This window comes from Desulfobacter sp. UBA2225, from assembly GCF_002348205.1.
GTDB classification, from domain to species: Bacteria; Desulfobacterota; Desulfobacteria; order Desulfobacterales; family Desulfobacteraceae; genus Desulfobacter; species Desulfobacter postgatei.
Window position 1 is genome coordinate 1 of sequence record NZ_DDYV01000226.1, and the last position, 12,759, is coordinate 12,759.

14 protein-coding genes are annotated in these 12,759 nt (G+C 46.8%); 11 read left to right on the top strand and 3 right to left on the bottom strand.

The features are described from left to right. Positions 1–2: 2 nt before the first annotated feature. A complete protein-coding gene (locus tag B3D59_RS11430; protein WP_286819868.1) occupies positions 3–2,000 on the bottom strand; it encodes a peptidase U32 family protein in 1,998 nt (665 codons plus the stop codon). Positions 2,001–2,136: 136 nt separating this feature from the next. Between B3D59_RS11430 and B3D59_RS11435 the strand changes: the two genes are divergently transcribed. Further along, positions 2,137–2,460: a cupin domain-containing protein gene (locus tag B3D59_RS11435; protein ID WP_286819869.1), complete on the top strand. Its 324-nt coding sequence runs from the start codon at positions 2,137–2,139 to the stop codon at positions 2,458–2,460. A 28-nt stretch (positions 2,461–2,488) separates the two neighbouring features. Here the strand turns inward: B3D59_RS11435 and B3D59_RS11440 are convergent, their stop codons facing one another. Together B3D59_RS11440 and B3D59_RS11445 are read right to left on the bottom strand one after the other, a co-directional pair. Continuing rightward, positions 2,489–3,088, bottom strand: coding sequence for an Ada metal-binding domain-containing protein (locus tag B3D59_RS11440; RefSeq protein ID WP_286819870.1), 600 nt, complete (start codon positions 3,086–3,088; stop codon positions 2,489–2,491). Between the two features lie 199 nt (positions 3,089–3,287). Further along, positions 3,288–3,557 carry a hypothetical protein gene (locus B3D59_RS11445; RefSeq protein ID WP_286819871.1) on the bottom strand — a complete coding sequence of 90 codons (270 nt, stop codon included), beginning with the start codon at positions 3,555–3,557 and terminating at the stop codon, positions 3,288–3,290. A 174-nt stretch (positions 3,558–3,731) separates the two neighbouring features. On the opposite strand from B3D59_RS11445, the gene B3D59_RS11450 reads away from it, so the two are divergent. The 10 genes from B3D59_RS11450 to B3D59_RS11495 all read left to right on the top strand — a co-directional run. Beyond that, on the top strand, positions 3,732–4,637 hold the full coding sequence (locus tag B3D59_RS11450; protein WP_286819872.1) for a S66 peptidase family protein: 906 nt from the start codon (positions 3,732–3,734) through the stop codon (positions 4,635–4,637). Continuing rightward, positions 4,634–5,752, top strand: a complete 1,119-nt coding sequence (locus B3D59_RS11455) for a serine hydrolase domain-containing protein (RefSeq protein ID WP_286819873.1) — start codon at positions 4,634–4,636, stop codon at positions 5,750–5,752. Before B3D59_RS11450 ends, B3D59_RS11455 begins: the two co-directional genes overlap by 4 nt. A gap of 128 nt (positions 5,753–5,880) precedes the next feature. Beyond that, positions 5,881–6,927, top strand: a complete 1,047-nt coding sequence (locus tag B3D59_RS11460; protein WP_277004124.1) for a rod shape-determining protein — start codon at positions 5,881–5,883, stop codon at positions 6,925–6,927. Between the two features lie 5 nt (positions 6,928–6,932). Beyond that, positions 6,933–7,745: a rod shape-determining protein MreC gene (gene mreC / locus B3D59_RS11465; protein ID WP_286819874.1), complete on the top strand. Its 813-nt coding sequence runs from the start codon at positions 6,933–6,935 to the stop codon at positions 7,743–7,745. 18 nt (positions 7,746–7,763) lie between these two features. Further along, positions 7,764–8,297 (top strand): hypothetical protein, encoded by a 534-nt coding sequence (locus tag B3D59_RS11470; protein ID WP_286819875.1) that lies wholly within the window; start codon positions 7,764–7,766, stop codon positions 8,295–8,297. 1 nt (position 8,298) lies between these two features. Next, on the top strand, positions 8,299–10,164 hold the full coding sequence (gene mrdA / locus B3D59_RS11475; protein ID WP_286819876.1) for a penicillin-binding protein 2: 1,866 nt from the start codon (positions 8,299–8,301) through the stop codon (positions 10,162–10,164). A 15-nt stretch (positions 10,165–10,179) separates the two neighbouring features. Next, positions 10,180–11,289 (top strand): rod shape-determining protein RodA, encoded by a 1,110-nt coding sequence (gene rodA, locus B3D59_RS11480; RefSeq protein ID WP_286819877.1) that lies wholly within the window; start codon positions 10,180–10,182, stop codon positions 11,287–11,289. A gap of 170 nt (positions 11,290–11,459) precedes the next feature. Then, complete coding sequence (locus tag B3D59_RS11485; RefSeq protein ID WP_286819878.1) at positions 11,460–11,891, top strand: ATPase; 432 nt, start codon at positions 11,460–11,462, stop codon at positions 11,889–11,891. Beyond that, on the top strand, positions 11,891–12,484 hold the full coding sequence (gene atpF, locus B3D59_RS11490; RefSeq protein WP_286819879.1) for a F0F1 ATP synthase subunit B: 594 nt from the start codon (positions 11,891–11,893) through the stop codon (positions 12,482–12,484). Before B3D59_RS11485 ends, atpF begins: the two co-directional genes overlap by 1 nt. Then, a partial coding sequence (locus B3D59_RS11495) for a F0F1 ATP synthase subunit delta (protein WP_286819880.1) occupies positions 12,484–12,759 on the top strand: 276 nt, incomplete at its 3' end. The genes atpF and B3D59_RS11495, both read left to right, overlap by 1 nt.

Here is a 12,759-nt window from a genome sequence, read left to right on the forward strand (position 1 = left end):
TTTTAGAGTAGTTTCAAGTGCCAGTTCCAGGTTCCTGGACGTGACTTCATCCGTATCCCCTTAGGTATATTTTCAAACAGGTTCACGAGCATGACAAAGCCTGCCTGTTTTAATTCATCGGTTTTGGATGACAGGTCCAGTGGCCAGTTTGGGAAGGTGTGGTAGGTCGCATTGTATTTGCTGGTCCAGGCAACTTCTCCCATGGGGCTGGTAAAGTCTTTCCCGATATCCAGATCCGGGGCCGCAATCCTTGATATGGCCACAGGCCAGTTGGCTCGGCAGACAGCGCCTAAAGGCAAACAACTGCATTCCGGCAGGGACAAAAGGGTTTTACTCTCAAGTTCCGGGCTTACAATGGCCCCTGAAAAACCTATGCGTTTGAGCATTTCCACTGCAAGGCAATTGGTGATATTGCAAAAAGGGCCTGCCCAGATGTTGAGTCTTTGGGGATCATCAAACAGGGCTATCTGCCAGGGGGAATTGAGCACAAAGTTTTTTGCCCCTTTTTTTAATGCGGTTTTTACATAGTTTTGACAGATCTTTTCCTCTTCGGGGAAAAGCACGGGATCCAGCCATAACCATGCACGGGGAGGGGCTTTGATGCCATAGTTGTTTGCAGAAATCCAGAAACCGGTATCATTATGTGTTTTTAAAGCAGGGGGGTGTTTTCTGAAAACATCCATTTCATATATATCAGGCTGTTTTTTTCCTCCATGACCACTTCTTTTGCCCGGTGATTTGACACTGTCAGCAGGCCTTTTGCCGAGAGTAGAGCTATTTAACGGTTTGATCGTTATTTTGGGAATTTCACCAAGTTCGCTGGCAAGGCATGATAATTTTTCTTCCAGCTCACTTCCCCTCCGGTCAATAAGGAACACTGAAGTGTCTTTGTTGATACGCCTGCCTTTTTTGGCAGCTAAAAAATATTTTCCTTTTTTAGGGATGGCCCGGGTCACCTTCTGGATTTGATGGAAGGTCTCTTCTTCATAGCCAATGCGTAAAAGATCTCCCTGCAGAAGCGCTTCCCTTGAAATAAAATATGGATTTTCAGGGTTCTTTATCCGGCCTAAAAACAGACCGGAGCCGGTTTCCGATGCATGATTCAGAGGGTTTGAAATCCGATGGGATAAAAGATTGTAATGACTGCCTTCTCTTCCCAAGGCATACGCCAAAAAAGATAATGCCTGATTTTTTTGATCCGGCGAATCCCTGAGCAGTCTGTACGCCATCACCGTGTAGTAAACATAATGGGGGCTTTTTTTTCTGCCCTCAATCTTCCAGGTACTGATGTTGGGAATCTCCTTGAGGACCTTGGCCAGTACATCTGCTGACAGATCCATGCATGAGAAGTACCTGGCCTTTTTCCCATTTTGTTCGTACAGCCGCCGGCAGGGCTGAACGCAACGCCCCCGCAGCGCACTTTTTCCGCCAAACCAGGAACTCCAGTAACACCGTCCTGACACCGAATAGCAAAGCGCGCCATGGATAAACACCTCTAAGTCCATGGTTCCGGGCACAGCCGCTGCCATGGCCCTGATTTCATCAAGGCTGAATTCCCTGGGCAGTACCACCCGGGAAAAACCTGATTTTTGGGCAGCCGCAAGTCCGGCAGGATGGGTGCAGTTGCCCAGGGTGGACAGGTGGAGTTTTCCTTTGAATCCTGCCTGCCCGGCAAGGCTGACCATGGCGGTATCCTGGATAATCAGGGCATCGACGTCCGCATACCGGGCAAGTTTGTCAAGAATACGAAGTACTTTGTCGGTTTCGGCTTCTTTAATTATGGAGTTAAAGGCAACATACACCTGAATCCCTTTTGAATGGGCAAGTTTGGTCAGTCTTGCCAGTTCTTCAATGGAAAAATTGTCGGCTTCCATGCGGGCTGAAAATATTTTAAGGCCGCAGTAAATGGCGTCCGCACCAGCCGCTATTGCGGCAAGAAAAGATTGAATATCCCCGGCAGGTGCCAGAATTATTGGTTGTTTTGATGGTTGGCAGGTCATAGGCCCTCATGTCCAGGTATGGGTAAATAGTTTTTATATTGCAATTTCAGGTAATAATGTCAAAATATCATTTTTTTGTTCTAAAATCAGGCCTGGCAAATATTGAAAGATTAAAAAAAAATAATGAGGAGGGCAGATGTTTGCAAATCATGATGAAACCGGTTATTCCGAGCCGGTGGAAGGCATTGAGATGAAAACCCTTGTGTATGGGGATAAGACGCTTCTAGTCCGGTTTAAAATGACCAAAGGGGCATTGCTGCCCTCCCACACCCATCCCCACGAGCAGATCGGATATCTTGTTTCCGGCTGCATCAACCTTTATATTGGAAGTAAATGCCACAATGCCGTCCCCGGAGATTCCTGGTGCATTGAGTCCGGGGTAGAGCATCGTGCTGAGGTCCTGGAAGACAGTGTTGCCATTGAGGTTTTTTCACCGGTACGGGAAGAGTACCTTCCCTGAATCCGTAATTTTTTGCCGTCGCTAAAAGTTAAGCGTCAGGCATGCAGATTTTACAGGGTTTGTAACCCTGGGTTTCAGCCTCTTCTTTTGTGGTAAAATTCATGCTGCAGTTTTTACCGTTGGCAAAATTACATGCCACGCTGTGGAAAACCAGGGTTTCAATATTTCCTTTAAATTGAACACTTGCACTGGCCGGTCCCGCTTCTTCGGGTGCAGGCGGTTCAGTAACCTGGGAGGAGGCAGTTGGAAGAGGGGGCGTTTTTTCCTCCGCGTGTTCATCTTCCTCCTGTTGTTTGTCTGCATGTTTTTCTTCAATTTTTATTTCGGTTTCCTGGGCCGGCTTTGTTGATTGTGTGTCGGGAACCGGCTTGATTTTGCTTTCCGGCTCCCCGGTGCTTTCTTTGTTTAGTTCATCTTCCTGTGTATGCGCTGATTTAATCTTTGCCTCGTTATCATTGTTGTCGGACTGCTTGAGTTCCTCGATGCCAAGATATACCGCAAGTGAGCCGCCAATAATCATTAATATAGGGACTAATCCTGCCGCAAAGGTTAAAAAATCAAAGAAGTTAAACGAAAAGCCCGAGATACCAACAAGTAGTAGCAGGGCACCAATAATAAATTTTTTCATACATCCGCTCCATAGAAGTGTCTGGTCTGTTAAAAAAGAATCAGGATTCCAAGGCCGTATGCCTACCCTTTTTAGGGTGAAATTTGCAGCATTGTCAAGGCAATGGATAAAAAATTGATACTGAAATGGCGAAAAATAAAAGAAAAATTTTTTTTTAAAATTTTGCTATCCTTTTTTGTCCCATAAACACCACAATATCTTAAGGTGAGGTAGCACCGGTATCAGGACTTCGGCAAAGCATGATCCACCACATCCTAAAAGCCATCAGGGCGTCTGCATCTTCCTGGTGTTGGCATTTAAAAAGGCTTAAGGAATATGCCTCTTCAAACTCTTCCGGGGTAAAAATCAGATCCTTTTGATCCAGAATTTTTTGCCGTGTATGACTGGTGTCTGCTTTTACCAGTTTAATTCTAAGATCATTTTCCTGTTGTCCTTGTCTGATAAAATTAAGGGCATTTTGTATGGTCATATTATTCTCCTAAAAAAGTTTATACAAAAGACAGCAAATAGAATGCCAACGTATTTGTAAAGCATTTATTAATAAATCTTACCCTGTGGATTGTTTTATGGTCCGGGTGTTTCATAATTTTTGGCTTTGTGGTATAAGTTAACGTTTGATATCTGAAAAGGAATGAATCAGTAGATGAAACCAGATGTAGAACCCGTTTTTTGCAGTCTAAAACCCAAAGATGTCATTGGTGTGGCAGCACCATCAGCCAGGTTTGATGCGCAGTCGTTCCGGAAAGGGGTTCTGTGTCTTGAATCCATGGGGTTTGAAGTACACATCCCCGAAGGCATAACAGGCCGGTACAGGTACCTTGCCGGCACAGACCGGCAACGGGCGGATGTGCTTAATTCGTTGTTTGCCGATCCTGGGATCAAAGGGATCATTGCGGCAAGGGGCGGATTCGGTGCCATGCGCATTTTGCCGTTGCTGGACTGGGATACCATTGCCGGAAATCCGAAACTGTTTATGGGGTTTTCAGATCCCACCGCTTTGATCAGTTCCCTGGTGTGCAAAGTCGGGATCTGTGCTCTGCATGGGCCAAATCTGGTTTCACTTGGCCAGGCCGATGAGAAGACCTTGGACAGTTTTGCAAAAAACGTGACGGGCTGCTTTACACGTATTAATTTACCTTCTGATCAAGTGCTTGCGGGTGGACGTGCCACAGGACGGCTCATGGGCGGAAATTTGGCCACCCTGGTACACATGATCGGGACAGCTTTTCAGCCTGATTTTACAGAAAGTATCCTCTTTATAGAGGATGTAGGTGAACCGGCATACAAGATCGACAGGATGCTGACCCAGATGAAAATGGCCGGTGTGTTGGAAGGTGTCAAAGGGGTCGCGACAGGGTCTTTTGAAAATTGCGACGATCAATCCTATATCCCCCAGATCATTCAAGAGGTGTTTATTGACGCAAATATTCCGATCTGCATGGGAATTGATGCTGGTCACGGGGCGGTTAACCGTTCTCTGCCCATGGGGGGCGGGGTCATTCTGGATGCGGACCAAGCCATCCTTGAATGGGATTTTGCGGCACAATGAACCTACGCGCGTTTCAAAGTATTGATGGCGCTATGGCCAATGCTATGGCCGACGGTGTATTTCCAGGTGCAGTTCTGCTTTGGGCGCATAGAAATCATATCATCTATCACAAGGCTTTTGGTGTAACCGACATAAGGTTTGGGGAACCTGTGGCTTTGGATACGGTTTTTGATCTGGCCTCTCTGACCAAGCCCCTGGCCACAGCTCTGGCTGTGGCAGATCTGATTTCATCAGGGCGATTATCCCTGAAAACTTATTTAAAGGACGCCCTCCCGGTTGCCTGTGGAACGGGTAAAGCCAAGATCACCATTGACATGTTGTTGCGCCGCAGGTCTGGTCTGCCTGCCCACCGTCCGTATTTTAAATCGCTTTCCCTCCCTGTCCCCGGCATGGCGGCCGGAAAGCGTCTGCGGCAGATGGTGCTGGCGGAACCGCTGGAATATGAGCCGGGTTCCAAGGAAGTTTACAGTGATCTGGGGTTTATCCTTTTGGCCTGGGTGGTGGAGTATATGTCCGGTGTCCGGCTTGATGCGTTTGTTAATGACAGGATTTTTGCGCCTTTAAAAATATACGACTTGTTTTTCAATCCGCTTTGCGCTGATTGGACAAGGCCCGTGATGAACAAGGCCTCTTTTGTTTTTGCCGCCACCTCCCATTGCACTTGGCGAGGAAAAATGATAGTGGGGGAGGTCGAGGATGAAAATGCCTGGGCTGCAGGTGGTGTTGAAGGGCATGCAGGTCTGTTTGGCACTGCTGTTGGGGTTCATCACTTGTGCTGTGAAGTCCTGCAAGCCCTTGAAAATAAAGAAAGCAAAGTGATAAATGCTTCTGTTATTAGAAGTTTTGTGGATAAAAACAATGGGATGATGCGCCCGGCAGGTTTTGATTCTCCAAGTGAAGATACCCCGTCATCAGGTCGTTTTTTTTCTAAACGATCTATCGGGCACTTAGGCTTTACGGGCACATCATTCTGGATAGATCCAGACAATGGTCTGATTACGGTACTTTTGACCAATCGGGTACATCCGAGCCGGGAAAATATTGATATCAGAAAATTCAGACCCAGGATTCATGATTTGATCGCATCTATTTATCAATGCAATATACAGGAGTGAAACACTTTTATTCTTGTAAAAAAAACTTAAGTTTGTTAGCAATCATCTTTTGGCAGTATTTTTTTTGGCAGTATTTTTTCATCATCTATTGATAAACACAACTCCCAATTTTGTATGAAAGAGGACCGATGAACTTTGTAACTGATACTTTGCTTGGGGCCTTTTCCAATGATCTAGCCATTGATCTTGGCACCGCAAATACGCTGGTTTATGTTAAGGGAAAAGGAATCGTATTAAGTGAGCCTTCCGTGGTGGCGGTTAGAACCGATAAACGATCCAAAAACAAAGTGCTGGCGGTGGGGCTGGAAGCAAAGCGCATGCTGGGAAGGACACCGGGCAATATTGTGGCCATTCGACCTATGCGAGATGGTGTCATTGCCGATTTTGCAGTGACTGAGGCCATGCTCAAGCATTTTATCCGTAAAGTTCATAACAATAGAAAAACATTGGTTCGTCCAAGAATTATTATTGCGGTGCCTTCCGGTATCACCCAGGTGGAAAAACGGGCGGTCAGGGAAAGTGCCGAATCCGCCGGTGCCAGGGAGGTTTTTCTTATCGAAGAACCCATGGCTGCAGCAATCGGCGCGGGTCTTCCTATTACGGAACCCACCTGCAATATGGTTGTGGACATCGGCGGGGGCACCACTGAAGTGGCGGTCATCTCCCTGGCCGGAATCGTGTATACCCGTTCCCTAAGGGTGGCCGGGGACAAGATGGATGCCTCCATCAGTCAGCACATCAAACGCAAATATAATCTGCTCATTGGCGAAAGAACTGCAGAGATCATCAAAACAACCATCGGCAATGCCTATCCTGATCCGGAGAACCTTGAAACCATAGAAGTCAAGGGTCGGGACCTGGTTTCCGGCATTCCCAAGATTCTGGCCATTGACTCCGAAGAGGTCCGGCTGGCCATTTCCGAGCAGATTGAGGCGATTGTTGAAACCGTTCGTATTGCCCTGGAACAGACCCCACCGGAACTGGCCGCCGATATTGTGGATTCCGGCATTGTTTTAACCGGTGGTGGCGCCTTGTTGAAGAATCTGGACAAGCTGCTTAACGAAAAATGCGGCCTTCCCATTGTCGTGGCTGATGATCCCTTATCCACTGTGGCACTGGGCTGCGGCAAAGCCCTAGACTGTATAGAAATTCTTAAAGAAATAGTCATCAGCTAAAGGGAATGTTTTCCAGGCGGATCATGATGATTGTGGGCGTGGGCTTTTTTGTTGCGGTGGCGCTTACCGTAATCGCCATGTCCAGCCGGGAGACCCTGTCGGCGGGTAATGTTGAAAGACTCTCCATAACGCTTACATCTCCTTTTCAATTTGTGGCCTCCCGAATTATCGGTTTTACTGAATCGGTATGGCAGACCTATTTTTCATGTGTGCTTGCCGTGGAAGAGAACCAGGTGTTGAGACGTGAGTTGTCAACGGCGCAACACACAGCCAACAGGTGCAAAGAGCTTGAGCTTGAAAATACCCGTTTAAAGAAATTTGTCAATTTCCAAAATTCCGTGCCCGCGGCCTATGTGGCGGCCCAGGTGATTGCTCGGGATCCATCCCCCTGGTTTAAAACCATCATGATTGATAAGGGTGAAAAAGACGGTTTGATCAAAGGTCTGCCGGTGCTGGTGTCAGAAGGAATTGTAGGGCAGATTGTTAAAGTGGCCGGTAATTTTTCCCAGGTGCTGCTGATTACCGACCGCAATTCAGCTGTTGATGCGCTGATTCAGGAGACCCGGGTCCGCGGCATGGTCAAGGGCAATAATAAAGACACCTGTTCCTTTGTATATACTTTGAGAAAGGATCTGGTGGAACCAGGACAGGTAATTGTCTCCTCAGGACTGGACCAGGTATTTCCCAAAGGATTGAGAATCGGAACGGTGCTTGATGTAAAGAAAAACCATTCCCAACTGTTTCAGGATATCACCATAAAAACGGCTGTGGATTTTGACAAGCTTGAAGAAGTTCTGGTGTATAAAAATGCCGATTGACAGGCGGATGCTGCCGGTATGATGAACTTCATATTTTTTTTTCTTTCCACACTGTTTTTGGTTATTATTCAAACTGTTATTATCCCAGATTTTCCCTGGTTTCCCCACTGTTTCGATCTGATGATCGTTAATGTATTGTACCTAAGCCTTTTTTCAACGAGCTACGGAGTGCCTTTCTGGCTTGTCATCATGGGCAGCATCATGGACAGCTTGTCAGGTGCGCCGTTCTTCCTTCATAGCACAGTATATCTGTGTATTTATTTGATCGTTTTTTTTCTGCGCCGTTTGTTTTTTCAGCATAGCAATATTTTTGTCTTTCTCGTCAGTCTTGCATCCGCCTGCATTTATCAGGGGCTGGTTATGTTCAGTATTTTTCTGCTCCAGGACCAAAAGGCCATTGCGGGCACGGATTACCGCCTTTACATTGGTCAGCTCCTCTGGGCCGCAGTTGGTATTCCTCTCGGCGTCTCGATTCTGGGCGCCCTGCACCGGAACTTTTCACATGCCGTAAAACAGTCCCGCCGGCACTTGGCTCGCAAATACAGGGAGTAATGTGGGCACAATTAATAAAAATTCAGATAGAGAATGGATCAAGCATCGATATGTAGTGGCCAGTATGTGCATTGTTTTTGTTTTTAGCGTTCTTCTTTTAAGGCTTGTTTATCTTCAGATGATCCGCGGTGAAGAGTATCGGCGGTTGTCGATGACCAATTGTGTCCGACTTAAAAGCATAAAATCCTCCAGGGGGCTGATTTATGACCGTAATCGCATTCTTCTAGTGGACAACCGGCCAGCCTTTGACTTAACCATTGTCTTGGAGGATGCCAAACCCCTCAAGCAGACCCTTGATCACCTGGCCGAACTGACCGGCGATTCATGTGAAGACCTGACGGCAATCATAGAAAAAGAGGGCGGAGCGGCATTTTATAAACCACTTGTCCTTAAACGGGACATAACAAGGGATCTGCTGGCGGCCATAGAGGCCCATCAGTTTGATTTGCCCGGTATCCACATTGATATTGAACCTAGCAGAAATTATATACATAAGAAAACAGCGGCCCATCTTATAGGTTATCTTGGTGAGATCAATAAGGATGAACTGGATTCCGGTAAATTTCCCAATGTCCGGTCCGGGGATTCGATTGGCCGATACGGGGTTGAAAAAAGTTTTGAGGCGGATCTGCAGGGCAAAAGAGGGGGGCACCAGCTCGAAGTGGACGTCAACGGGCGGGTGATTAAAATACTTAAGACTGTCGAGCCTGTTTCCGGAAACGATCTGGTGATGACAATAGATTTGCCACTTCAGCAGAAAGCTGAAGGTTTGCTTGGGGAGAATGACGGGGCTGTTGTGGCCCTTGACCCTTCAAACGGAGATGTCTTGGTTATGGCGTCATCGCCTAGTTTTGATCAAAATGATTTTATTGGCGGTATCTCCAGTAAGAAATGGCAGGTTTTAAGGGATGATCCCGGCAGACCCATGAACAATAAAGCCATTCAGGCAGAATATCCTCCGGCGTCCACATATAAGATCATTACGGCTCTGGCAGGGCTTGAAGAAAAGGTCATTGACCGAAATTCAACTTTTTTTTGTCCGGGATTTTATAAGTTTGGCAACCGGCGCTACCATTGCTGGAGTAAATACGGACACGGCACTATAAATGTTGTGGATGCCATTGCCCAGTCCTGCGATGTGTTTTTTTATCAGACCGGTGAAAAACTCGGGGTCGATGCCCTGGCAAAGTATGCGCAAGGCTCTGGTCTGGGGCGGTTGACCGGCATTCGCCTGGCCCATGAGCGCCCGGGTTTGATTCCCACGTCCGCATGGAAGAAACAGCGGTTCAAGGAACCCTGGCAGGCCGGTGAAACCCTGTCCATCAGTATTGGTCAGGGGTTTAATCTGGTTACGCCTCTGCAGATGGCCGTGTTTATTTCTGCGGTTGGTAATAACGGTACCCTTTACCGGCCAAGGCTTCTTAAGTCCGTTCAGGATGCAAAAGGGCAGGTGATAAGGGAAATTGAACCCGAAATTACCGGGGGGTTGCCGGCTTCCAAAAAAAATTTGGCCATTGTGCGACAGGGGCTTTTAGAAGTTGTTCACGGTAACCGCGGCACTGCCCGGCAAATCCGTCTTCCCGACGTTCAGATCGCCGGAAAAACAGGTACTGCTCAGGTGTTTTCCCGCAAAGCCGGGGAAAAGTTTGATAACAAAAAATTGAAGCGCACCCTCCAGGATCATGCCTGGTTTGTCTGTTATGCGCCTGCGCAGGACCCTAAAATAGCCATTGCCGTGATCATTGAACATGGGGAGCATGGCTCCAGTGCGGCTGCTCCCGTTGCACAAGAGTTGATTCATGCCTATTTCGGGGACCCTGAAGTTCCAACTGCCGTGGTCGAGGAAGACCCGGCTCATGTGGAGTGAAAAGTGGAGTAAAAAATGTTTGATCGCCGTCTATTATCAAATTTTGACTGGGGATTTCTTTTGCTTATTGTTTTTATTTGCATTCTGGGGCTGACTATCCTTTATTCGGCGGTGACAGCCGGATACGCCGGAACTGGCCTACCTCCTCTTTTTAAAAAACAGATTGTCTGGCTTGCCGTTGGTTTTGCCATCATGATGGGCTGTCTTGTCATTGACTTTAAAGAGTTTGCCAATCTACATTTCCTTATATATGCCGCATGTGTCGGGCTTCTGGTGGCTACCTGGCTTGTGGGGCATACTGGCGGGGGCTCCCAACGCTGGCTGGTGTTGGGTCCTGTTCGGATACAGACCTCGGAACTGATGAAAATTTCTTTGATCATCAGCCTGGCTTCAGTGTATTCAGAGAGTATCAGTCCCGAAGGTTTAGGCTTCGCACATCTGATCAAGCCGGCTCTTTTATGTATTATTCCCTTTGGCCTCATCGTCATCCAACCCGATCTTGGCACTGGGCTTTTGCTTTTGCTTATTGCCGGCTGTCTTACTTTATTTGTAAAGGTTGAAAAAAAAGTTTTATTCACTCTGGGGGTGGCGGGGCTCTGTCTGGTGCCTCTGGTATGGTTTTTCGGTTTGAAGGAATATCAGAAAGACAGAATTTTAACCTTTTTGAATCCTGAGCGGGACCCCCTTGGTGCAGGTTATCATATCATTCAATCCAAGATTGCCATAGGTTCGGGTATGCTCACCGGGAAGGGCTTTCTTCATGGGACCCAGAATGCTTTAAATTTTCTGCCGGAACAGCATACGGATTTTATTCTTTCCGTATTGGCCGAAGAATGGGGGCTTGCCGGGTGTGTTGTACTGCTGGCCCTCTATTTTCTTTTGCTGTTCTGGGGATTGAATATTTCTTATAATTGCCGAAATATGTTTGGCTCCCTTTTGGCCATGGGTGTTACCATTATGATATTTTGGCAGATTTTTATCAATGTTGGCATGGTTATGGGGCTGATGCCGGTGGTAGGCGTACCTTTGCCCCTAATTTCCTATGGTGGGTCTTCGGTTGCGACCAACATGGTCGGATTTGGTGTTTTGCTGAATATAAGTATGCGAAAATTTAACACGGCCTGAATCCAGATCTCTCTCTATTTAGAATTGCTGCATTCTGTATTGACAAAAGGCTTACTGGATGGTACTCAAGTCTCGATATTTTCTAAGCATTTAGGCTGAATCTGAACGATTTCGGCCAATAGGATATAAGTGGTTGATTTTTTGTAATTATTAACTGGTGGAGGAATTTTATGATAACTGTGATTCCTGATATATCGGCGGTATATCAGATGGTCAATTTTCTTGTCCTGCTATTCCTCCTCAACCTGGTTCTGTACAAACCCATTCGAAATGTCATTCTCGAAAGAAAAGCCAAGGTCGGCACTTTAGGTTCAGGTGTTGAACGGGCCTCGGCTGATCTTGACAAACAAAAGGATGATTACAAAAATGGGTTAAGACAGGCAAGGGGTGAAGGCCTCAAGAAAAAAGAGGTATTCATTGAGGAGGCGTCTGCCCAGGAAAAGGAGATTATTACCCGGATCAATCAGAAAGCGCAGGCTAACTTTGTCCAAATTAAGGCACAAGTGGCTGAAGAAACAGAACAGGCCCGTAAAGCGCTTGAGGCCGAGGTTGAGGTGTATGCCAAAGCCATCGGAGAAAAGATTCTTGGGAGGGCATGTTAATGGAAAAAATTAATTGGAAAAAACACCTTAAGGTTTCCGCAACTGTCGTGGCCCTTGTGGCTGGTGCGACAGTGGTCTGGGCATCCGGCGGCGGTAATGGTGAAGCAGTGCATCACAATGCATGGAAAGATGTTGATACCTGGAAAGTACTCAACTTCGTTTTACTTGCCCTTGGCTGCTTTTTCATCGCTAAAAAGCCGGTGGCGCAGTTCTTTTCTTCCCGTACAAAGGGGATTGAAGAAGAGTTGACAGACCTGGAACAGAAAAAAGCCGAAGCAGAGAGAAAACTTGCCGAATATCAAGCCCGGTTTAGAAATCTTGAACAGGAATCTGAACAGATTATTGAAGATTATATTAAGCAGGGTGAAGATGCCAAGAAGAGAATTATTGCAGAGGCTGAAGCCCAGGCTGAAAAGCTTGAGGATATGGCAAAACGCAATATTGAACAAGAGTTCAAAGCTGCAAAAGCTCTTCTGAAGCAGGAAATTGTGGATCGTGCAATGGAGCAGGCAGAGGCGCTCATTAAAAAATCCATCACAACCCAGGATCAGAACCGTCTGGTCGATGAATACTTGAAAAAGGTGGAGGCATAATGAAGAATCTTGCAGTTTCAAGGCGTTATGCCAAGGCGTTGATTTTGATAGGTCAGGAAGACGGTCAGGCGGACGGGTACAATGATGAGCTTTCCGCAATGGTAGGGCTTTTGGACGCCAATGAGGGTTTTGAACAAGCCCTTACCAATCCGTTAATCAAAAAAAGTGACCGTAAAAAACTTCTTGATACGGTAATTGCTGCTGCAGGCTTTTCAAAAGTGATGAAGTCTTTCTTGTCATTGCTTTTTGACAAAGGCAGGATCGGTTTTACTAGA

Excerpts from the sequence above, each read along its gene's own strand:
- B3D59_RS11430 (WP_286819868.1), bottom strand. The coding sequence starts at position 2,000 with ATGACCTGCCAACCATCAAAACAACCAATAATTCTGGCACCTGCCGGG.
- B3D59_RS11435 (WP_286819869.1), top strand. The coding sequence starts at position 2,137 with ATGTTTGCAAATCATGATGAAACCGGTTATTCCGAGCCGGTGGAAGGC.
- B3D59_RS11440 (WP_286819870.1), bottom strand. The coding sequence starts at position 3,088 with ATGAAAAAATTTATTATTGGTGCCCTGCTACTACTTGTTGGTATCTCG.
- B3D59_RS11445 (WP_286819871.1), bottom strand. The coding sequence starts at position 3,557 with ATGACCATACAAAATGCCCTTAATTTTATCAGACAAGGACAACAGGAA.
- B3D59_RS11450 (WP_286819872.1), top strand. The coding sequence starts at position 3,732 with ATGAAACCAGATGTAGAACCCGTTTTTTGCAGTCTAAAACCCAAAGAT.
- B3D59_RS11455 (WP_286819873.1), top strand. The coding sequence starts at position 4,634 with ATGAACCTACGCGCGTTTCAAAGTATTGATGGCGCTATGGCCAATGCT.
- B3D59_RS11460 (WP_277004124.1), top strand. The coding sequence starts at position 5,881 with ATGAACTTTGTAACTGATACTTTGCTTGGGGCCTTTTCCAATGATCTA.
- mreC (WP_286819874.1), top strand. The coding sequence starts at position 6,933 with ATGTTTTCCAGGCGGATCATGATGATTGTGGGCGTGGGCTTTTTTGTT.
- B3D59_RS11470 (WP_286819875.1), top strand. The coding sequence starts at position 7,764 with ATGATGAACTTCATATTTTTTTTTCTTTCCACACTGTTTTTGGTTATT.
- rodA (WP_286819877.1), top strand. The coding sequence starts at position 10,180 with ATGTTTGATCGCCGTCTATTATCAAATTTTGACTGGGGATTTCTTTTG.
- B3D59_RS11485 (WP_286819878.1), top strand. The coding sequence starts at position 11,460 with ATGATAACTGTGATTCCTGATATATCGGCGGTATATCAGATGGTCAAT.
- atpF (WP_286819879.1), top strand. The coding sequence starts at position 11,891 with ATGGAAAAAATTAATTGGAAAAAACACCTTAAGGTTTCCGCAACTGTC.